We start from the raw sequence: 20659 nt of genomic DNA on the forward strand, positions 1-20659 counted from the left end.
CCCTCGCGGGAAACCGAAGGCGGGTCGCAATCCGCCAAGCGGTCAAGCCGTGTCGCGGAAGGTTTTCCAACCAGCCAGAGTGCCGGCAGCCGGCGCGAAAGGTGAGCGAAAGATGATGCAGCAATACAGGTCCAACTCGTACCTGTTCGGGGGCAACGCGCCCTATGTGGAGGAGCTCTACGAGGCCTACCTCCTCAACCCGGGCTCCGTGCCCGACAACTGGCGCAGCTACTTCGACGCACTGCAGAACGTGCCTGCGGTCGATGGCAGCGAGAGCCGCGACGTGGCCCATGCGCCCGTCATCGAATCCTTCGCGCAGCGGGCCAAGGCCAATGCCTTTGCCGTCAAGGCCAGCGCCGCCGAACTGGCGGTGGCCCGCAAGCAGGTCCATGTCCAGTCCCTGATCGCCGCCTACCGCTCGCTCGGGGCGCGCTGGGCCGACCTCGACCCGCTCAAGCGCCAGGAACGCCCGAAGATTCCCGAGCTGGAGCCGGCGTTCTACGACCTGAGCGAGTCCGACATGGACATCACGTTCAGCGCGACCAATACCTATTTCACGAAGGCCGAGCAGCAGACGCTGCGCGAGATCCTGCAGGCGCTGCGCGAGACCTACTGCGGCACCCTGGGCGCCGAGTTCATGCACATCACCGAGCCGGCCGAGAAGCGCTGGTGGCAGGAGAAGCTCGAAAGCATCCGCAGCAAGCCCGCTTTCGTGGCCGAGAAGAAGGTCCACATCCTCGACCGCCTGACCGCGGCCGAAGGCCTGGAGCGCTACCTGCACACCAAGTACGTCGGTCAGAAGCGCTTCTCGCTGGAAGGCGGCGAAAGCTTCATCGCGGCGATGGACGAACTGGTCAACCGCGGCGGTGAAGTCGGGGTCCAGGAGATCGTGATCGGCATGGCCCACCGCGGCCGCCTGAACGTGCTCGTCAACACCCTCGGCAAGATGCCGAAGGACCTGTTCGCCGAGTTCGACCACACCGCGCCCGAGGAGCTGACCGCCGGCGACGTGAAGTACCACCAGGGCTTCTCGTCCGACGTCACCACCCGCGGCGGCCCGGTGCACCTGAGCCTGGCCTTCAACCCCTCGCACCTCGAGATCGTGAACCCGGTCGTCGAGGGCTCGGTCAAGGCCCGCCTGGATCGCCGCGGCGATCAGGAAGGCGACACCGTGCTCCCGGTCCTGGTCCACGGCGACGCGGCCTTCGCCGGCCAGGGCGTGGTGATGGAGACGCTCGCGCTGGCCCAGACGCGCGGCTACTACACCGGCGGCACCGTCCACCTGGTCATCAACAACCAGATCGGCTTCACCACCTCCGACCCGCGCGACAGCCGCTCGACGCTGTACTGCACCGACGTCGTGAAGATGATCGAGGCCCCGGTGCTGCACGTGAACGGCGACGATCCGGAGGCCGTCGTGCTGGCCACCCAGCTCGCGCTCGACTACCGCCAGCAGTTCAACAAGGACGTCGTCGTCGACATCGTCTGCTTCCGCAAGCTGGGCCACAACGAGCAGGACACGCCCAGCCTGACGCAGCCGCTGATGTACAAGAAGATCGCGGCCCACCCCGGCACCCGCAAGCTGTACGCGGAGAAGCTGGTCACCCAGGGCGTGATTCCCGCCACCGCGCCGGACGAGATGGTCAAGGCCTTCCGCGCCGCGATGGACGAGGGCAAGCACACGGTCGATCCGGTGCTGACCAACTTCAAGAGCAAGTACGCGGTCGACTGGTCGCCCTTCCTGGGTCGCAAGTGGACCGATGCCGGCGACACCGCGATCCCGGTCACCGAGTTCCGCCGCCTGGCCGAGCGCATCACCACCGTGCCCTCGGGGTTCAAGGTGCATCCGCTCGTCGAGAAGGTGCTGGCGGACCGCGCGGCGATGGGCCGCGGCGAAGTCAATGTCGACTGGGGCATGGGCGAGCATATGGCGTTCGCCTCGCTGGTCGCCTCCGGCTATCCGGTGCGGCTGTCCGGCGAGGACTGCGGTCGCGGCACCTTCACCCACCGTCACGCCGTCCTGCACGACCAGAACCGCGAGAAGTGGGACACCGGCACCTACATCCCGCTGCAGAACGTGGCCGACGGCCAGGCCCCCTACACGGTGATCGATTCCATCCTGTCGGAGGAGGCGGTGCTGGGCTTCGAGTACGGCTATGCCGCGGCCGAGCCGAACACCCTGGTCATCTGGGAAGCGCAGTTCGGCGACTTCGTCAACGGTGCACAGGTCGTGATCGACCAGTTCATCGCCTCGGGCGAGGTCAAGTGGGGCCGCTCCAACGGCCTGACCCTGATGCTGCCGCACGGCTACGAGGGTCAGGGCCCGGAGCACAGCTCGGCGCGCATCGAGCGTTTCCTGCAGCTTTCGGCCGACACCAACATGCAGGTCGTCCAGCCGACCACCGCCAGCCAGATCTTCCATGTGCTGCGCCGGCAGATGGTGCGGCCCTTCCGCAAGCCGCTGATCCTGTTCACGCCCAAGTCCCTGCTGCGCAACAAGGACGCGACCTCGCCGCTGGCCGAGTTCACCAAGGGCGAGTTCAAGACCGTCATCGGCGAACTGGACGCGACGATCGACGCGGCCAAGGTCAAGCGCGTGGTCGCCTGCTCGGGCAAGGTCTATTACGACCTGGTGAAGAAGCGGGCGGAGAAGAAGGCGTCCGACGTCGCCATCGTGCGCGTCGAGCAGCTCTATCCCTTCCCGCACAAGGCCTTCGCAGCCGAGCTGAAGAAGTACCCGAACGCCACCGAGATCACCTGGTGCCAGGATGAGCCGCAGAACCAGGGTGCCTGGTTCTTCGTGCAGCACTACATCCACGAGAACATGCTGGAAGGCCAGCGCCTCGGCTATGCCGGTCGGCCCTTCTCGGCCTCGCCGGCGGTGGGCTACGCCCACCTGCACCAGGAGCAGCAGAAGGCCCTGCTCGACCAGGCCTTCGGCAAGCTCAAGGGCTTCGTCCTCACGAAGTAAGGCCACCCCGAAGCGCCCTTCGCCAGGCGCGAATCGTCCGCCGGACGATTCGTCGCCGGGCTCAGCCCCTCACGGGTCGCCGCCGACGGACCGGCCGAGCCGGGTCCGCGGCGGCTGCTTGAAGCACAGCATTTAGAGAGACACCATGCCCATCATCGACGTGAAGGTTCCGCAACTGTCGGAATCCGTGGCCGAAGCCACCCTGCTGCAGTGGAAGAAGAAGCCCGGCGAAGCCGTGGCCATCGACGAGATCCTGATCGAGATCGAGACCGACAAGGTCGTGCTCGAAGTGCCGGCGCCGGCGGCCGGCGTGATGGCCCAGATCGTCAAGAACGACGGCGAGCTCTGCGTGAGCGACGAGGTCATCGCCCGCATCGACACCGAGGGCCAGACCGCGGTCAGCCCGCTGGAAGTCAAGCCGGTGGCCGCGGCCCCGGCGGCGGCCGCGGCAGCCCCCGCCCCGGCGGCCGCAGGCAGCAAGTCGGACGTGTACTCGCCGGCGGCGGCGAAGATCGCGGCCGATGCCGGTATCTCCGGTGTCGCCGGCACCGGCAAGGATGGCCGCGTGACCAAGGGCGACGTGCTCGGCGCCGTGGCTGCGGCCGCCAGCGCCCCCGCGGCCAAGGCCGCTCCGGCCCCGGCGCTCAGCGTGCCGGCCAGCCCGGCCGTCGCCAAGCCGCTGCCCGCCGTGGACGTGGCGGCGCCCAAGCTCTCGGACCGCCCGGAGCAGCGGGTGCCGATGTCGCGCCTGCGGGCCCGCGTGGCCGAGCGTCTGCTGCAGTCGCAGGCCACCAACGCCATCCTCACGACCTTCAACGAGGTCAACATGGCCCCGGTCATGGAGATGCGCAAGCGCTTCCAGGACAAGTTCGAGAAGGAGCACGGCGTCAAGATCGGCTTCATGTCCTTCTTCGTGAAGGCGGCCGTCCATGCGCTGAAGAAGTTCCCGATCCTGAACGCCTCGGTCGATGGCAACGACATCGTCTACCACGGCTATTTCGACATCGGCATCGCGGTGGGTTCGCCGCGCGGCCTGGTGGTGCCCATCATCCGCAATGCCGACCAGCTGAGCTTCGCCGACATCGAGAAGACCATCGCCGGCTTCGGCCAGAAGGCCAAGGACGGCAAGCTCTCGCTCGAAGAGCTGTCGGGCGGCACCTTCTCGATCAGCAACGGCGGCACCTTCGGCTCCATGCTGTCGACGCCGATCATCAACCCGCCGCAGTCGGCCATCCTGGGCGTGCACGCCACCAAGGACCGTGCCGTGGTCGAGAACGGTCAGGTCGTGGTCCGCCCGATCAACTACCTCGCCATGTCCTACGACCACCGGATCATCGACGGCCGCGAGGCCGTGCTGGGCCTGGTCGCGATGAAGGAAGCGCTGGAAGACCCCGCGCGCCTGCTGTTCGACATCTGAGCCGTCGAAGCGCCCCCAGGTACTGACCCGACCCCCCGGCGGCGCGCAGGCGGCCGCCCGGGTCGGGCGGCCGCTTCCGAGGCCCCGAGAGGGGCCGCGATCCGAGATCGGAGAACCCCATGTCCCAACACTTCGACGTCATCGTCATCGGCGCCGGCCCCGGCGGCTACATCGCCGCCATCCGCGCCGCGCAGCTCGGCTTCAAGGTCGCCTGCATCGATGCCTGGACCAATGCCCAGGGCGGCCCCGCCCCGGGTGGCACCTGCACCAATGTCGGCTGCATTCCCAGCAAGGCCCTGCTGCAGTCCAGCGAGCACTACGAGCACGCCGGCAAGCACTTCGCAGCGCACGGCATCGGCGTGTCCGGCCTGACGCTGGACGTGGCCAAGATGGTCGGCCGCAAGGACACCGTCGTGAAGCAGAACAACGACGGCATCCTCTACCTGTTCAAGAAGAACAAGGTCGAGTTCTTCCACGGCACCGGCCGCTTCGTGAAGGCCACCGAGAAGGGTTACGAGATCGCCGTCGACGGCCCCGGCGCTGCCACGCTGAGCGGCGAGCACATCGTCGTGGCCACCGGTTCCAGCGCCCGTGCGCTGCCGGGCGCGGACTTCGACGAGGAGCGCATCCTCAGCAACGACGGCGCGCTGCGCATCGGCGCCGTGCCGGCCACGCTGGGCGTGATCGGCTCGGGGGTGATCGGCCTGGAGATGGGCTCGGTCTGGCGCCGCCTGGGGGCCAAGGTCACCGTGCTCGAAGGCCTGCCGACCTTCCTCGGCGCGGTCGACGAGACCATCGCCAAGGAAGCCAACAAGGCCTTCACCCGGCAGGGCCTGAAGATCAACCTGGGCGTGAAGATCAACAGCGTCACGAAGGGTGAAGCCGGCGTGACCGTGGCCTACACCGATGCCAAGGGCGCCGAGCAGAGCCTGGAGGTCGAGCGCCTGATCGTCTCCATCGGCCGCGTGCCCCACACCGCCGGCCTCGCGCCGGAGGCGGTCGGCCTGAAGCTCGACGAGCGCGGCGCCATCGTGGTCGACGAGGAGTGCAAGACCAACCTGCCCAAGGTCTGGGCGGTCGGCGACGTGGTCCGCGGCCCCATGCTCGCCCACAAGGCCGAGGAAGAGGGCGTGGCGGTGGCCGAGCGCATCGCCGGTCAGCACGGCCATGTCGACTTCAACCTCATTCCCTGGGTGATCTACACCTCGCCCGAGATCGCCTGGGTCGGCCAGACCGAGCAGCAGCTCAAGGCCAGCGGCCGCGCCTACAAGGCCGGCAGCTTCCCCTTCATCGCCAACGGCCGCGCCCGCGCGCTGGGCGACACGACCGGCATGGTGAAGATGCTGGCCGACGCGACGACGGACGAACTGCTGGGCGTGCACATCGTCGGCCCGGTGGCCAGCGAGCTGATCGCCGAGGCCTGCGTGGCCATGGCCTTCAAGGCCAGCAGCGAGGACATCGCCCGCATCTGCCATGCCCACCCCTCGCTGAGCGAAGCGACCAAGGAAGCCGCGCTGGCCGTCGACGGCCGCACGCTGAACTTCTGAGGCCAGCCTTCCGCCCGCGCGGTCCCCAGGCCCGCGGGCGGCGGGGGCCGGGGAGGCCGGCGTCGCTTCCTTGCCGCACGACGTCCGGGCGTCGGGTGACCGCCCGGTTTCACCGATGATTCCGCCCATGCCCACCGTCACCGAGCTGTTTCACCAGACCCTGGCCGGTCGCGGCTACACCGCCGATGCGGCCCAGGAGGCCGCGGTGGCCGAACTGCAGCGCTGCGAGGACCAGTGGCGCGCCTACCTGGCGCGGCGCCGCAATGCGGTGGCCAAGCTGCTGCTGAAGCCGGCCCTGCCCAAGGGCGTCTACATGTTCGGCGGCGTCGGCCGTGGCAAGAGCTTCCTCATGGACAGCTTCTTCCAGGCCGTGCCGCTGCGCCGCAAGACGCGGCTGCACTTCCACGAGTTCATGCGCGAGGTGCATCGCGAGCTGCAGGAGCTCAAGGGCCGCGCCGATCCCTTGGATGAACTGGCCCGGCGCATCGCCCGCAAGCACCGTCTCATCTGCTTCGACGAGTTCCACGTCGCCGACGTGACCGACGCGATGATCCTGCACCGCCTCCTGGACGCGCTCTTCCGCAACCGGGTGGCCATCGTCACCACCAGCAACTTCCACCCCGACGGGCTCTACCCCAACGGCCTGCATCGCGACCGCATCCTGCCGGCCATCGAGCTGCTGAAGACGCATCTGGTGGTCAAGCAGGTCGATGCCGGCATCGACTACCGGCGCCGCACGCTGGAGCAGGTCGCGCTCTACCACTGCCCGGCCGGTCCGGCCGCCGATGCCCAGCTGGCCGAGACCTTCGGCAAGCTGGCCGAGTGCGCCGACGAGGAGCCCCGGCTGCTGATCGAGCATCGCGAGCTCAAGGCCCGGCGCCGTGCCGGGGGCGTGGTGTGGTTCGACTTCGCGCAGCTCTGCGGCGGCCCGCGCTCGCAGAACGATTACCTCGAGATCGCGAGCCAGTTCCACACCCTGCTGCTGTCGAACGTGCCCCTGATGCCGCCCAAGCTCGCCGCCGAGGCGCGGCGCTTCACCTGGCTGATCGACGTGCTCTACGACCGGCGCGTCAAGCTGGCGGTCTCGGCCGCCGTGCCGCCCGAGCAGCTCTACACCGAAGGGCCGCTCGCGCACGAATTCCCGCGCACCATCTCGCGCCTCAACGAGATGCAGAGCGCCGAGTTCCTGGCCCTGCCGCATCGCAACGTCGACACCCGGCTGACCTGAGGCCTGCCGGGCCGGCTCCTATACTGGCCCGGACCCGATGGATGCCGACCGCCCCGACCCCGCCGAGCGCGACGCGCTGCCCTGGCCCGACGCGGCGCCGCCCGAGGACCTGGTCCAGGCCGTGGCCCGCTGCTTCGGTCCCGAGGGGCCGCTGGCCGCGCAGGATCCGTCCTACCTCGAACGCTCCGGCCAGCAGCAGATGGCGGCGGCCGTGGCCGAAGCCATCACCGACCAGGCCGTGCTGGTCGTCGAGGCCGGCACCGGCATCGGCAAGACCTTCGCCTACCTGGTGCCGGCCCTGCTCTCGGGCCGTCGCACCCTGGTCAGCACCGCCACCAAGAGCTTGCAGGACCAGCTCTACCGCCGCGATCTGCCGGCCCTGCGCGACACCCTGGGCCTGCCCCTGCGCACCGCGCTGCTCAAGGGCCGCGGCAGCTACCTCTGCCAGCACCGCCTGATCCTGGCCCGCGGCGAGGACAGCATGGCCGATGCCGCCACCCAGCGCGCGCTGGCCCGTATCGAGACCTGGGCCCAGGGCACGCCCAATGGCGACCTGGCCGGCCTGCCGGGCCTGGACGAGCGCTCGCCGCTGCTGCCGCTGATCACCTCCACCCGCGAGAACTGCCTGGGCAGCGACTGCCCGCAGTTCCGCGAATGCCATGTGATGCAGGCGCGGCGCGAGGCCATGGCGGCCGATCTGGTCGTCGTCAACCACCACCTCTTCTTCGCCGACCTGAGCCTGCGCGACACCGGCATGGCCGAGCTGCTGCCCAGCGTCGAGCTGGCCATCTTCGACGAAGCCCACCAGCTGGCCGAGGCCGGCGTCGGCTTCCTCGGCCGCAACCTCGGCAGTGCCCAGGCCCTGGACCTGGCCCGCGACCTGCTGGCCGCCGGTCTGCGCGAGGCCCGCGGCCTGCAGCCCTGGGCCGAACTGGCCGGCCGCCTCGACCGCGCCGCGCGCGATCTGCGCCTGGTGGCGGCCGGTCCGCTGGCCCACCGGCCGCCGCGTGGCGGCAGCCTGAAACTGCGCTGGGAGGACCGGGCCGAGGCGCCTGACTTCGTCGAAGGTCTTGCCGCCCTTGCCGCAGCCGCCACGGCCGTGCAGGCTGCACTCGACACCGTCAGCGAGCTGGCGCCCGATTTCCCCAAGCTGGCCGACCGCGCCCAGGCCCTGTCCCAGGCCGCCCGGGCCTTCGGCCAGCCGGCCGAGACGGGGCGCGTGCGCTGGATCGAGCTGGGCAGCCTGGCCATGCGCCTGGTCGACAGTCCGCTCGATGTGCGCGAGGCCATGCAGGGCCAGCTCGACGCGGCGCCGCGGGCCTGGGTCTTCACCTCGGCCACGCTGGGCGCGGAGGCGCGCCTGCAGTGGTTCACCGAGCGCACCGGCCTGGACGACCGGGCCCGTACCCTCAAGCTCGACAGCCCCTTCGACTACCGGCAACAGGCCCGGCTGCATGTGCCCGCGCGCTTCCCGCGGCCGAACAGCCCCGAACATCCGACCGCCGTCGCGGCCCTGGCCGCCCGCTGCGCGCTGCGCCTGGGCGGCCGCAGCTTCGTGCTGACGACCACGCTGCGCGCCCTGCAGCGCATTGCCGAGGACCTGGAGGCCCCGCTGGCCGACGCCGGCATCGCCCTGCTGGTGCAGGGCCGGCTGCCGAAGCGGCAGCTGCTGGAACGTTTCGTCGCCGGTGAGCCCGCGCTGCTGGTCGGGTCGGCCAGCTTCTGGGAGGGCATCGACGTGCCGGGTGAGGCGCTGCAATGCGTCGTGATCGACAAGCTGCCTTTTCCTCCGCCGAGCGACCCGCTGGTCGAGGCGCGCAGCCGGCAGCTGGAGGCCGCGGGCCGCAGCCCCTTCAAGGACTATTTCGTCGCCGAGGCCGCGGTGGCGCTGAAGCAGGGCGCCGGGCGACTGATCCGCCGCGAGAGCGACTGCGGCCTGCTGGTGGTGGCCGACCCGCGCCTGGCGGCGCCGGGCTACGGGCGGCAGCTGCTGAGCGCGCTGCCGCCGATGCCGCGCCTCGACGATCTCGACGAGGCGCTGGACTGGCTGGTCGACCTCACCAGACCTGCCACCAGGGCTTGCTGACCTTGGCCTTCGCGTCCAGGCCGCCGCTCAGGAAGACGCTGTTCGGGAAATTCTTGACCAGCACGCGCTGGGCATCGTCACGCAGCTCGGGCAGCTTCAGCTCGTCGTAGCCGCGGACCATGATGAACAGCGCCTCCTCGACCGCCGGGGCGTTGCGGAATTCCTGCACCGCCTGCTGCGCGCGGTTCACCGCGGCCACCCAGGCACCGCGGCGCGCGTAGTAGCGCGCCACATGCACCTCGTACTGTGCCAGCGTGTTCAGGATGTAGTTCATCCGCAGGCCGGCATCCGGCGCGTAGCGCGAATTCGGGAACAGCGTGACGACCTGACGGTAGCTCTGGTAGGCGTCGCGCGAGGCCTGCTGGTCGCGCTCGGAGAGGTCCTGCCGCGCGAAGCTCCCGAGCAGGCCGAGCCGCTCGTTGAAGTTGATCTGCCCCTGCAGGTAGTAGGCATAGTCCAGCGCCGGGCTGCTGGGGTTCAGGCTGATGAAGCGCTCCAGGGTGGCCAGGGCCTCGGGCTTGAGGCCGTTCTTCCACTGCGCGTAGGCCAGGTCCAGCTGGGCCTGCTGCGCGAGCTGGGTGCCGGCGGCACGCGCTTCCAGGCGGGTGTAGAGCTGGATCGCACGGTCCCAGTTGGCCGCGGCGGACTCGTCGCGGGCCTCTTCATACAATCGGGTCGTGTCCCACTTCTCCACGTCGCTGCCCAGGCCGGGCTTCGACGCGCAAGCCGCCAGCAGGACCACGGCGGCGGCCATCAGGGAGGCGCGGCCGAGGCGGCCGGAGCAGGGCGGTTGGCGGTGCAGGTTCATCGCAAGGGACTTCGGCGCCGGCCCGCAGCGGATCGGGCGCCCATCAAAGGACAAATGACCGACGAGTATAGGGGTGCCCCCCCGCGGGATCCGGGGCTTGCCGGGGCCTGGCCCGAGGCTCTGGACGGCCCGGTGGACGAGGCCGAAGGCGAGGGTCCGGACGAAGCGCCGGCCGAGCTGCGCGTCGGCCAGGTCGCGCCTGCCGAACACGGCGAGCGCCTGGACCGCTGGCTCGCGCGGCTCGCGCCGGAGTTTTCGCGCAGCCATGTGCAGACCTTGATCGCCCAGGGCGAGGCCACGATCGACGGCCGGCCGGCGACCACCCCCGCCAAGCGCCTGCTTGCCGGCCAGCAGCTGGCCCTGCGTCTGGTGCCGACGCCGCAGAGCCAGGCCTTCCGGCCCGAGCCCCTGCCGCTGGCCATCGTCCACGAGGACGAGTCCCTGATGGTGGTCGACAAGCCGGTCGGCCTCGTCGTGCATCCGGCGGCGGGCCACTGGTCCGGCACGCTGCTCAACGGTCTGCTCGCCCACCACGCCGGGGCATCGGCCCTGCCGCGGGCCGGCATCGTGCATCGGCTGGACAAGGACACCAGCGGCCTGATGGTCGTCGCCAAGACCCTGGCTGCCCAGACGGCGCTGGTGCGCGCCATCGCCGCCCGCGAGGTGCACCGCGAGTACCTGGCCCTGGCCCACGGCCTGCCGCCGCCGACCGGCACCATCGACGCGCCGATCGGTCGCGATCCGGCCTCCCGCGTGCGCATGGCCGTCGTCGCCGGCGGCAAGCCGGCCCGCACCGACATCGAGCGCCTGGGTGGGGTGGCCGAGGCCGGCCCGCGCGGCGTCAGCCTGCTGCGCTGCCTGCTGCACAGCGGTCGCACCCACCAGATCCGCGTCCACCTTGCCCACCGCGGCCATCCCCTGCTGGCGGACGCCGTCTACGGCGGTGCGCCGGCGGCCGGCCTGCAGCGCCAGGCCCTGCATGCGCGGGTGCTCAGCCTCGTGCACCCGCTCAGTGGCCGCCGCCTGCGCTGCGTGGCACCGCCGCCGGCCGACCTGCTGGCCGCGGTGACTACGCTCGGTCTGCAGGCGGCCCTGCCAGCCGACCCGCCGGGCGTGCATTGGGAAGCCTCGTGAACGCCTCCCGCCCGCTGCGGCCGGAGCCTGCAGGGGCGTCCCGTACACTATCGCCCTGAGAGGCGGTGTGAACCCGCCGGCATGACAGGCCGCAGCCTTCCTTCGCGGCCCCCGTCCTGCCTCCCGGAATGGCGCGCCCCTGATCGGCGGATTCCGGTTCCGTCGGGCCCCTGCGGCCCGCACCCTGTCCGACCCCTGGCCGTCTGGCCGCCCCGAAGCTGCGATCGATGAACATTCAGGATGCCAAGCGCGTCCTCGAAGCCGCCTTGCTCTGTGCGCGCGAGCCCTTGCCGCTGCGCGAGCTCAAGCTGCTTTTCGACGACCCGGTCGACGCGGTCACGCTGCGTCCGGTGCTGGACGCCCTGGCCGAGGACTGGGCCGACCGCGGCCTGGAGCTGGTCGAGCTGGCCAGCGGCTGGCGTTTCCAGAGCCGGCCGGCCATGCGCCTGCATCTCGATCGCCTCAACCCCGAGAAGCCGCCGCGCTACACCCGCGCGACGCTGGAAACCCTGGCCATCATTGCCTACCGCCAGCCGGTCACCCGCGGTGACATCGAGGACATCCGCGGCGTGACCGTCGGTGCGCCGATGATCAAGCAGCTCGAGGACCGCGGCTGGATCGAGGTGATCGGCCACCGCGAGGCCCCGGGCCGGCCGGCGCTCTTCGCGACGACCCGGGCCTTCCTCGACGACCTGGGCCTGGCCTCGCTGGCCGAGTTGCCGCCGCTCGACGGCAGCGGCCTGGGCGGCGATCCGGCGGCCGGCCAGACCCTCTCCCTGCTTCCCCCGGACCCGGTGTCGCCTGAAGACACCGGGCCGGCGCTGCGGCCCACCCCCGGGGTGGAGGACCGCCAAGACGATCCGGCCCAGCCGGCGGATCGCGCCACGGCGCCGGACCTGGCCCGCCCCGACGGGGCGGACGAGGTCGCGGCCCCAAGCCCGGACGACGCCGTGACGGCGGACGTCCTTCCTGTCGCCGCACCGGCCGCCTCCCAGGCCCCGGATGCCGAAGTTGCGGCCGACCCTCGTCCTCCCACCGAGACGACATGAGCATGAACGAACAGCCCGACGCGCCGGATCTTTCCCCGCCGGCCGACTCCGCCGGGCCGACGGCCCCCGCCCGCCGGCGCCGCAGCCCCGCCGCGCGTCCCGCGGCGGAAGCCAGCCCGACGCCGCCGGCCGAGGCCGACACCCAGCCGGCCCCTCGCCGGCGCAGCCGGGCGGCCGTCGCCCCGGTCGAAGCCGACGCGGAAGCCGTGCCGGCACAGGCTGAAGCCGCTTTGCCGGTCGAGCCTGCCCCCGAGGTCCAGGCCGAAGCCGAGATCCCGGCAGCCAAGCCGGCCCGTCGCCGCAGCCCGCGCAAGCCCGCCGCCGAGCCCCAGGACGCCCCGGTCTCCGCGGAAGCGCCGGTCGCCGTGCCGGCGGACGCTGCGCCGCATGCCGAGGCCCAGCCCGAAGCGGCGGATGCCGCCGCCGACGCCCCGGCAGAGACCCCGGTCGAGGCCGAGACCGAAGCGGGCAGCCCGCCGCGCCCGGGCCGACCCGCCGCGGTGCCGCCGCCCGTCGAGAGCCTGGTCGCCGCCCGTGCGCTCTTCGACGCGCTCATCACCGGGCACTACGACCCCGAAGCCGAAGCCGCTGCCCAGACCGCCGCCGCGGGCGAAGCCGAGGCCGACGCGGCCGAGGACGAGGGCCCGGCCGATGCCGGCAAGCGCGTGCTCGAAGCCGAACCCGACGCGCCCAAGCTGCACAAGGTCCTGGCCCAGTCGGGCGTGGGTTCGCGCCGCGACATGGAGCAGCTCATCGCCGACGGCCAGGTCACGGTCAACGGCGAAGTCGCCCACCTTGGCATGCGCGTCGTCATCGGCGACCGCGTCGAGGTCAAGGGCAAGCCGGTACGCCTGCGCATCCACCCGCCGACCGCCCGCGTGCTGGCCTATCACAAGCCCACCGGCGAGGTCGTCACGCACAGCGATCCGGAAGGTCGTCCTACCGTCTTCCGCCACCTGCCGCGCCTGCCGCAAGGCAAGTGGCTGTCGGTCGGCCGGCTCGACATCAACACCGAAGGCCTGCTGCTCTTCACCAATTCCGGCGACCTGGCCAACCGGCTGATGCACCCGCGCTTCGGCGTCGAGCGCGAGTACGCGGTCCGCGTGCTCGGCCAGCTCGGCGAGCTGCAGCGCGCGCAGCTGCTGGCCGGCGTGGCCATCGACGGCCAGACGGCGGCCTTCCGCAGCATCGACAACGGCGGCGGCGAAGGCGCGAACCACTGGTACCGCGTCGTCATCTCCGAAGGCCGCAACCGCGAGGTGCGCAAGCTCTTCGAATCGGTCGGCCTGGTCGTCAGCCGCCTGATCCGCATCCGCTACGGCAGCGTCGTGTTGCCGCGCGGCCTCAAGCGCGGCGTCTGGGTGGAGCTGGACGAGCCCGACCTGAAGGTCATCCGCCAGCTCGCCGGCCTGCACGACGGCCCGCGTCCACAGCCTGCCGCCAAGACCGGCAAGGCCGCGCGCGGGCCGAAGCCGATGCAGAACGGCCCGCGGCCCCAGCCCGGCGAGCTGCCGGCCCGCGGCCCGGCCGGCGCCGGCAAGCCGGGCAAGGCCGGTGGCAACAAGTTCGGCCCGGGCGGCAAGGGTCCGCGTCCGGCCGGTGGTCCGCAGGGCGGTGCCGCGCGTCCGCCGCGGGCCGAGCGTCCGCCCCGCGAGGTGCTGCGCGATGCCGACGGCGAAGCCCTGTTCGAGGATGTGGGCCGCATCCCCAACCCGCTGGAGCAGACCTTCGACCGTCGCTTCGCCAAGGGCGGCCCGCGCCGCCCGGCGCAGGGCTTCGGCGGCGCCCAGCGCGTCGACGACGACTACATCCCTGGCGGTGCGATTCCCAACCCGCTGGAACAGACCTTCGACCGCCGCTTCGTCAAGGGCTCGCAGCGCATCGTCGCCGGCTTCGGCCGGCCCGACAGCGGCGAGCCGGGCGGAGCGGCCGGCGGTCCCAAGGGCCCCAAGGGCGGTCCGAAGCAGCCCGATCCGATGCAGACCTCGGTGGGCTACATCGGCGCCGACGCCTACTTCAACAAGGGCGGCAAGAAGGGCGGCGGGGGCGGCGGCGGCAACTGGGGCGGCAAGCGCCGCGGTCGCTGAAGCCTGCCGGTCCCCGCGATCCCCGGGCGGTGTGAACGATGTCGCGCCGCCCACCTACAATCATGGGCTTTGCCCAAACCTGATTTCCCGGAGTTTCCATGGCGATTGAACGCACCCTCTCGATCATCAAGCCCGACGCCGTCGCGAAGAACGTGATCGGCCAGATCTACAGCCGCTTCGAAGGCGCCGGCCTGAAGATCGCCGCGGCGAAGTTCGTGCACCTCTCGCGCGCCGAAGCCGAGCAGTTCTATGCCGTGCACAAGGCCCGTCCCTTCTTCAAGGACCTGGTGGATTTCATGATCTCCGGCCCGGTCATGATCCAGGTGCTGGAAGGTGAGGGCGCGATCGCCAAGAACCGCGAGCTGATGGGCGCCACCGATCCGAAGAAGGCCGAGAAGGGCACCATCCGCGCCGACTTCGCCGACTCGATCGATGCCAACGCCGTGCACGGCTCGGACGCCCCCGAGACCGCCGCCGCCGAAGTGGCCTTCTTCTTCCCCGGCCTGAACGTCTACAGCCGCTGAGCGGCGCGGGGCGGACCGGGGCTGGCGGTGTCCGGCCGCCGGCCCGGCCCCACCCCTTGGCCCCGCCGCATGCTTGCCGCATGCCGCGGGGCCTTTATGCTTGAAGCCCGGCCCGAGGCTTTGTGCCCGCTGACGTGATCAACCTCCTCGACTTCGACCTCGACCGCCTGGCCACGCACTGCGAAGGCCTGGGCGAGAAGCGATTCCGTGCGACCCAGCTCTTCCGCTGGATCCACCAGAAGGGCGCCCGCGACTTCGACGCGATGAGCGACCTGGCCAAGTCCCTGCGCAGCAAGCTGGCCGGCGCGGCCGAGATCCGCCCGCTGCCCATCCTGAGCGAGCATGTGTCGGCCGACGGCACCGTGAAGTGGCTGTTCGACGTCGGACAGGGCGATGCGGTCGAGACCGTCTTCATCCCCGAGGACGACCGCGGCACGCTGTGCGTGTCCTCGCAGGCCGGCTGTGCGGTCGGCTGCCGCTTCTGCTCGACGGGTCACCAGGGCTTCAGCCGCAACCTGGAGACCGGCGAGATCCTGGCGCAGCTCTGGCATGCCGAGCACGCGCTGCGGGCCCGTGCGCGGGCCCGCGACGGCGCACCGGCCCGCGGCAACTCGACCAGCGACCAGCGCATCATCAGCAACGTCGTGATGATGGGCATGGGCGAGCCGCTGCAAAACTTCAACGCCCTGGTGCCGGCGCTCAAGGTGATGCTGGACGACCACGGCTACGGCCTGTCGCGCCGCCGGGTCACCGTCAGCACCTCGGGCGTGGTCCCGATGATCGACCGCCTGCGCGAAGCTGCGCCGGTGGCCCTGGCCGTGTCGCTGCATGCACCCGAGGATGCGCTGCGCGAAGACCTGGTGCCGATCAACCGCAAGTACCCGCTGGCCGAGCTGCTGGCCGCCTGCCAGCGCTACCTGGACAAGGCGCCGCGCGACTTCGTCACCTTCGAGTACTGCATGCTCGACGGCGTGAACGACAGCCCGGCCCAGGCCCGCGCCCTGCTGCGCCTGGTGGGCGAGCACGGCCCGGTGGGCCGCGTGCCTTGCAAGTTCAACCTCATTCCCTTCAATCCCTTCCCGGCCTCGGGCCTGCGGCGCTCCTCGGCGGTGAACGTCGAGGTCTTCGCGCAGATCCTGGCCGAGGGCGGCATCGTCACCACGGTGCGCAAGACGCGGGGGGACGACATCGACGCGGCCTGCGGCCAGCTCGCCGGCGAGGTGCAGGACCGCACCCGCGCCGCCGAGCGCCTGGCCCAGCGCCGCGAGAGCGGTTTGCTGGGCGGCATTCCCGTGGTCGTGGAGGCGCGCCGGTGAAGTCCTGCCTGCGCCGTGGCCTGGCCCCCTGGCTTGCGGGGCTCGCCCTGGGGCTGACCGTCCTACTGCCCGGTCCGCTGCATGCGCAGGCCCCCTCGTCCGACCCCATCACCAGCTCGGACGAGACCGAGGTCCAGCGGCGTGCCCGGCTGCGCCTGGAACTGGCCGCCGCCTATTTCGCCGAGGGCCAGTACGCGACCGCGCTCGACGAGGTCAAGCAGGCCCTCGCCGTCCGGCCCGACGCGGTGCCGGCCCACAACCTGCGCGGCCTGATCTACGCGGCGCTTGGCGATGCGCCCCGGGCAAGCGAGAGCTTCGAGCGGGCGCTGGCGCTGGATCCGCACGACGCCGACAGCCTCCACAACTACGGCTACTTCCGCTGCCAGCGCGCGCAGTGGGCCGAGGCCGACGCCCTGTTTGAGCGGGCACTGGCGCAGCCGGCCTACCGCCAGCGCGCCCGGACCCTGCTGGTGCAGGGGGTCTGCGCGCGCCAGGCCGGCGACCTGCCTCGGGCCCAGGACCTGCTTCAGCAGGCCTTCGACCTGGACGCCGGCCAGCCGGCCAGCGCGATGAACCTGGCCGAGGTGCTGCTGCGCCGCGGCGAGCCCGAGCGGGCCCGCTTCTACGTCAAGCGAGTCAACGACCGCGCCGAGCTGCGCAACGCAGAATCGCTGTGGCTGCTGGCCCGTATCGAACACCGACTGGGGCGGACCGCCGAAGTGGCCACCCTGGGCCAACAGTTGCGCAGCCGCTACCCCGAGGCGCGCGAGACCGCAGCCTTCGAACGGGGTGCCTTCGATGAATGAGCAAGATTTCGCGCCGCCCGCGGTGCCGCAAGCCCACCCGTCCACGGCCGGCGCCATCCTGCGCGCCGAGCGCGAGCGCCAGGGCCTGACGCTGGAGGCCCTGGCCGCCACCCTGAAGGTCCAGGTCAGCAAGCTTGAGATGCTGGAAGCCGACCGGATCGACGGCCTGCTCGACCGCACCTTTGCGCGGGCGCTGGCGCAGAGCCTGTGCCGCGTCCTGAAGGTCGAGCCCCGCCGCGTGCTGGATCTGCTGCCGCAGCAGGACCAGCCGGCGATCGAGCCGCTCGGCCAGGCCGGCCTGAACCAGCCCTTCCGTGACGGGGGCCGTCGCCGGGTCGACTGGGGCAGCTCGCCGCGCACGCTCGGTCAGCCCCTGATCGCCCTGACCCTGCTGCTGCTGGCCGGAGCCGCGGCGGTGGTGTTCTGGCCGCCTGCGGCGCAGGACGCCGAGGCGCCAGCCGCGCCGGCGCTGGCACAGGATCTGGCCGCCCCGGACCCGGCGGCCAGCCTGCCCTTGGGGCCGGGCGTGGTGGCCGAGGGACTGCCCGCCTCCGCGATCGCGGCCGAGGGCGCCGCATCGGCCTCCGCCGTGCCCGTGGCCGCGGCCGCCGCCGTCGCACCGGCAGGGGGGGGTGCCTCGGGCCCGGTGGCCGTCCCGTCGGCCGCTGCGGCATCGGCGCCTGGCGCGGGTCCGCTGGCGCTGCAGGCCGTGGAGTCGTCCTGGATCGAGGTTCGGGAGGCCGGCGGCAAGGTGCTGCTGTCGCGCACCCTCGCCGCGGGCGAATCGCTGCGCCTGGATGGCGTCTTGCCGCTGAGCCTGACGGTCGGCAACGTCAAGGGCACCCAGGTCAGCTTCCGCGACACCGCGATCGACCTGAATCCGCTGAATCGCGGCAACGTCGCCCGTCTGGAGCTGAAATGAGCCTTGCCGATCCGACCCAGGCCATCGCCGCCGCCCGTCCGGCCGCCCGCCGCAGCCTGCAGGCGCGCGTCGTCTGGGGCTCGAATGTCGTCACCGTGGGGGGCGACGCCCCGGTGCGCGTGCAGTCCATGACCAACACCGACACCGAGGATGCGATCGGCACCGCCATCCAGGTCAAGGAACTGGCCCAGGCGGGCAGCGAGCTGGTCCGCATCACCGTCAACACGCCCGAGGCCGCCAAGGCCGTGCCGCATGTGCGCGAGCAGCTCGACCGCATGGGCATCGCCGTGCCGCTGGTGGGCGATTTCCACTACAACGGCCATCGCCTGCTGAGCGAGTTTCCGGACTGCGCCCAGGCCCTGAGCAAGTACCGCATCAACCCCGGCAATGTCGGCAAGGGCGACAAGAAGGACCGCCAGTTCGCGATGATGGTCGAGGCGGCGCTCAAGTACGACAAGCCGGTGCGCATCGGCGTGAACTGGGGCAGCCTGGACCAGGAGCTGCTCGCCCGCCTGATGGACGAGAACGCGGCCCGCGCCACCCCCTGGACCGGACAGCAGGTCATGTACCAGGCCCTGATGCAGTCGGCGCTCGATTCGGCGGCCTATGCCGTGGAGCTGGGCATGGACCCGGCCCAGGTGCTGCTGTCCTGCAAGGTCAGCGGGGTGCAGGACCTGGTCAGCGTCTACCGTGCACTGGCGGCGCGCTGCAACCATCCCCTGCACCTGGGCCTGACCGAGGCGGGCATGGGCACCAAGGGCACGGTGGCCTCCACCGCGGCCATGGGCCTGCTGCTGCAGGAGGGCATCGGCGACACCATCCGCGTCAGCCTCACGCCGCAGCCCGGCGAGTCGCGCACGCAGGAGGTGGTGATCGCCACCGAGATCCTTCAGGCCCTGGGCCTGCGCGCCTTCAACCCCAGCGTGACCGCCTGCCCGGGCTGCGGCCGCACCACCAGCACCACCTTCCAGGAACTGGCCAAGCAGATCGACGACTTCCTGCGTGCGCAGATGCCGGTCTGGAAGGCCCGCTACCCGGGCGTCGAATCCATGAAGGTCGCGGTGATGGGCTGCATCGTCAACGGCCCCGGGGAGAGCAAGCATGCCGACATCGGCATCAGCCTGCCCGGCACCGGCGAGGCCCCGGCCGCCCCCGTCTTCATCGACGGCGAGAAGGCCCTGACCCTGCGGGGCGAGGGCATCGCGACCGAATTCCAGAAGGTCGTCGAGACCTACATCGAGCGGCGCTACGGCCAGCCGGCCTGAGCGTCCGGGCGGGCGGACCCCGCCCCTCCGATTTCCTTCCGAGACGAGATGGCCCCTGGCGGGCCGTCCGAGCTGTCCATGAGCGAGATTTCCCGCGCCGCAAGGCCTGACGCTTCCCCGCTGCGTGCGGTGAAGGGCATGAACGACCTGCTGCCGCCGGCCTCGGCGCAGTGGGAGTGGCTGGAGGCCACCGTCCGCGAACTGATGCGCCGCCACGGCTACGCCAATGTGCGCACGCCCATCGTCGAGCCGACCGCGCTCTTCGTGCGCGGCCTGGGCGAGGTGACCGACATCGTCGAGAAGGAGATGTACGCCTTCGAGGACAAGCTCAACGGCGACCAGCTCACCCTGCGCCCCGAGGGCACGGCCGGCGTGGTGCGGGCCGCGGTCGAGCACAGCCTGCTGCGCGAGGGCGGCAAGCGTCTCTATTACCTCGGCCCGATGTTCCGCCACGAGCGGCCGCAGAAGGGCCGCTACCGCCAGTTCCACCAGGTCGGCGTCGAGGTGCTGGGCTTTCCCGGGCCCGACGTGGACGCCGAAGTCATCCTGCTGACCCGTACGCTGTGGCGTGCGCTGGGTCTGGTTGAAGGCCGCGACCTGCGGCTGGAGCTCAACAGCCTGGGCCAGCCGGCCGAACGCCAGGCCCACCGCGCCGCGCTGATCGCCCACTTCGAGGCCCATGCCGACCAGTTGGACGAGGACGCCAGGCGCCGCCTGCACAGCAACCCGCTGCGCATCCTCGACACCAAGAACCCGGCCATGCAGGCCCTGGTCGAGTCCGCGCCCAAGCTGGGCGACTTCCTCGGCGAGGCCTCGCGCGCCCACCTGGCGGCGGTCTGCGGCGTGCTGGATGCCGCCGGCATCGCCTACCGCCTGAACCCGCGCCTGGTGCGCGGCATGGACTACTACAACCTGACCGTCTTCGAATGGGTGACCGAGCGCCTGGGCGCCCAGGGCACGGTCTGCGGCGGCGGGCGCTATGACGGCCTGGTCGGCCAGCTCGGCGGCCAGCCGGCGCCGGGCGTGGGCTGGGGCCTGGGCATCGAGCGCCTGATGCTGCTGCTGGAGGAGGTCGGCGTGCTGCCGGCGCCGCCCGCGCCGGACGTCTATGCCGTGGTGCCGAGCGCGGCCGCGCTGCAGCCGGCCATGGTGGCGGTGGATGCCCTGCGCGCGGCCGGCGTGGCCGTGCTCTGGCATGCCGCCGGGGCCGAGGGCCCGGCCAGCATGAAGTCGCAGTTCAAGAAGGCCGATGCCAGCGGCGCGCGCTATGCGCTGGTCTTCGGCGAGGCCGAGCTGGCCGAGGGCCTGGTGGCCCTCAAGCCCCTGCGGGCACCGGCCGCTGGCGAAGGGCAGGGCGGGGATGCGCCTCGCGCGGCCCAGCAGCTCAAGCCCCTGCATGACGTGGCCGCCTGGGCGGCCGAACTCCTCCCCGCATAATCCGCGGCTTGCCGCCGGCGCCCGCCGGCCTTCCTGCGTGTTCCCTGCGTCCCCAAGAACCT

The 20659-nt window shown here is 71.5% G+C and carries 15 protein-coding genes; 14 read left to right on the forward strand and 1 reads right to left on the reverse strand.

The features are described 5' to 3' along the window. Positions 1–112 precede the first annotated feature (112 nt). The 5 genes from H4F90_RS03685 (at position 113) to H4F90_RS03705 (ending at position 9249) form a co-directional block, all read left to right on the forward strand. On the forward strand, positions 113–2971 hold the full coding sequence (locus tag H4F90_RS03685) for a 2-oxoglutarate dehydrogenase E1 component (RefSeq protein WP_182661575.1): 2859 nt from the start codon (positions 113–115) through the stop codon (positions 2969–2971). 145 nt (positions 2972–3116) lie between these two features. Further along, positions 3117–4388: a 2-oxoglutarate dehydrogenase complex dihydrolipoyllysine-residue succinyltransferase gene (gene odhB / locus H4F90_RS03690; protein ID WP_182661576.1), complete on the forward strand. Its 1272-nt coding sequence runs from the start codon at positions 3117–3119 to the stop codon at positions 4386–4388. A gap of 119 nt (positions 4389–4507) precedes the next feature. Next, complete coding sequence (gene lpdA, locus H4F90_RS03695; RefSeq protein WP_182661578.1) at positions 4508–5935, forward strand: dihydrolipoyl dehydrogenase; 1428 nt, start codon at positions 4508–4510, stop codon at positions 5933–5935. 127 nt (positions 5936–6062) lie between these two features. Next, on the forward strand, positions 6063–7163 hold the full coding sequence (zapE, locus tag H4F90_RS03700; protein WP_182661580.1) for a cell division protein ZapE: 1101 nt from the start codon (positions 6063–6065) through the stop codon (positions 7161–7163). A 37-nt stretch (positions 7164–7200) separates the two neighbouring features. After that, positions 7201–9249, forward strand: coding sequence for an ATP-dependent DNA helicase (locus tag H4F90_RS03705; RefSeq protein ID WP_182661582.1), 2049 nt, complete (start codon positions 7201–7203; stop codon positions 9247–9249). Here H4F90_RS03705 and H4F90_RS03710 read toward each other — a convergent pair. After that, positions 9221–10057 carry an outer membrane protein assembly factor BamD gene (locus H4F90_RS03710; protein ID WP_182661584.1) on the reverse strand — a complete coding sequence of 279 codons (837 nt, stop codon included), beginning with the start codon at positions 10055–10057 and terminating at the stop codon, positions 9221–9223. The two genes, H4F90_RS03705 and H4F90_RS03710, sit on opposite strands and share 29 nt — an antisense overlap. Positions 10058–10111: 54 nt before the next feature. On the opposite strand from H4F90_RS03710, the gene H4F90_RS03715 reads away from it, so the two are divergent. From H4F90_RS03715 to hisS, 9 genes are all read left to right on the forward strand, one after another. Continuing rightward, a complete protein-coding gene (locus H4F90_RS03715; protein WP_182661586.1) occupies positions 10112–11191 on the forward strand; it encodes an RluA family pseudouridine synthase in 1080 nt (359 codons plus the stop codon). Positions 11192–11418: 227 nt separating this feature from the next. After that, complete coding sequence (gene scpB, locus H4F90_RS03720; protein ID WP_182661588.1) at positions 11419–12240, forward strand: SMC-Scp complex subunit ScpB; 822 nt, start codon at positions 11419–11421, stop codon at positions 12238–12240. Continuing rightward, positions 12237–14327 carry a pseudouridine synthase gene (locus tag H4F90_RS03725; protein ID WP_235971933.1) on the forward strand — a complete coding sequence of 697 codons (2091 nt, stop codon included), beginning with the start codon at positions 12237–12239 and terminating at the stop codon, positions 14325–14327. Before scpB ends, H4F90_RS03725 begins: the two co-directional genes overlap by 4 nt. Positions 14328–14425: 98 nt before the next feature. Further along, positions 14426–14851 carry a nucleoside-diphosphate kinase gene (gene ndk / locus H4F90_RS03730; RefSeq protein ID WP_182661590.1) on the forward strand — a complete coding sequence of 142 codons (426 nt, stop codon included), beginning with the start codon at positions 14426–14428 and terminating at the stop codon, positions 14849–14851. Between the two features lie 122 nt (positions 14852–14973). After that, on the forward strand, positions 14974–16167 hold the full coding sequence (gene rlmN, locus H4F90_RS03735) for a 23S rRNA (adenine(2503)-C(2))-methyltransferase RlmN (RefSeq protein ID WP_182661592.1): 1194 nt from the start codon (positions 14974–14976) through the stop codon (positions 16165–16167). Continuing rightward, positions 16164–16973 (forward strand): type IV pilus biogenesis/stability protein PilW, encoded by an 810-nt coding sequence (gene pilW, locus H4F90_RS03740; RefSeq protein WP_328700815.1) that lies wholly within the window; start codon positions 16164–16166, stop codon positions 16971–16973. Before rlmN ends, pilW begins: the two co-directional genes overlap by 4 nt. After that, positions 16966–17895, forward strand: coding sequence for a helix-turn-helix domain-containing protein (locus tag H4F90_RS03745; protein ID WP_182661594.1), 930 nt, complete (start codon positions 16966–16968; stop codon positions 17893–17895). The genes pilW and H4F90_RS03745 overlap by 8 nt, the downstream gene beginning before the upstream one ends. Next, entirely contained in the window at positions 17892–19160 is a 1269-nt protein-coding gene (gene ispG / locus H4F90_RS03750) for a flavodoxin-dependent (E)-4-hydroxy-3-methylbut-2-enyl-diphosphate synthase (RefSeq protein ID WP_182661597.1), read from the forward strand. The genes H4F90_RS03745 and ispG overlap by 4 nt, the downstream gene beginning before the upstream one ends. A gap of 78 nt (positions 19161–19238) precedes the next feature. Continuing rightward, entirely contained in the window at positions 19239–20597 is a 1359-nt protein-coding gene (hisS, locus tag H4F90_RS03755; protein WP_182661600.1) for a histidine--tRNA ligase, read from the forward strand. The last annotated feature ends 62 nt before the right edge of the window (positions 20598–20659 follow it).

This window comes from Aquariibacter albus, from assembly GCF_014145335.1.
In the GTDB taxonomy this organism is placed as follows: domain Bacteria; phylum Pseudomonadota; class Gammaproteobacteria; order Burkholderiales; family Burkholderiaceae_C; genus Aquariibacter; species Aquariibacter albus.

Coding starts and splice junctions, on each gene's coding strand:
- H4F90_RS03685 (WP_182661575.1), top strand. CDS start 113: ATGATGCAGCAATACAGGTCCAACTCGTACCTGTTCGGGGGCAACGCG.
- odhB (WP_182661576.1), top strand. CDS start 3,117: ATGCCCATCATCGACGTGAAGGTTCCGCAACTGTCGGAATCCGTGGCC.
- lpdA (WP_182661578.1), top strand. CDS start 4,508: ATGTCCCAACACTTCGACGTCATCGTCATCGGCGCCGGCCCCGGCGGC.
- zapE (WP_182661580.1), top strand. CDS start 6,063: ATGCCCACCGTCACCGAGCTGTTTCACCAGACCCTGGCCGGTCGCGGC.
- H4F90_RS03705 (WP_182661582.1), top strand. CDS start 7,201: ATGGATGCCGACCGCCCCGACCCCGCCGAGCGCGACGCGCTGCCCTGG.
- H4F90_RS03710 (WP_182661584.1), bottom strand. CDS start 10,057: ATGAACCTGCACCGCCAACCGCCCTGCTCCGGCCGCCTCGGCCGCGCC.
- H4F90_RS03715 (WP_182661586.1), top strand. CDS start 10,112: ATGACCGACGAGTATAGGGGTGCCCCCCCGCGGGATCCGGGGCTTGCC.
- scpB (WP_182661588.1), top strand. CDS start 11,419: ATGAACATTCAGGATGCCAAGCGCGTCCTCGAAGCCGCCTTGCTCTGT.
- H4F90_RS03725 (WP_235971933.1), top strand. CDS start 12,237: ATGAGCATGAACGAACAGCCCGACGCGCCGGATCTTTCCCCGCCGGCC.
- ndk (WP_182661590.1), top strand. CDS start 14,426: ATGGCGATTGAACGCACCCTCTCGATCATCAAGCCCGACGCCGTCGCG.
- H4F90_RS03745 (WP_182661594.1), top strand. CDS start 16,966: ATGAATGAGCAAGATTTCGCGCCGCCCGCGGTGCCGCAAGCCCACCCG.
- ispG (WP_182661597.1), top strand. CDS start 17,892: ATGAGCCTTGCCGATCCGACCCAGGCCATCGCCGCCGCCCGTCCGGCC.
- hisS (WP_182661600.1), top strand. CDS start 19,239: ATGAGCGAGATTTCCCGCGCCGCAAGGCCTGACGCTTCCCCGCTGCGT.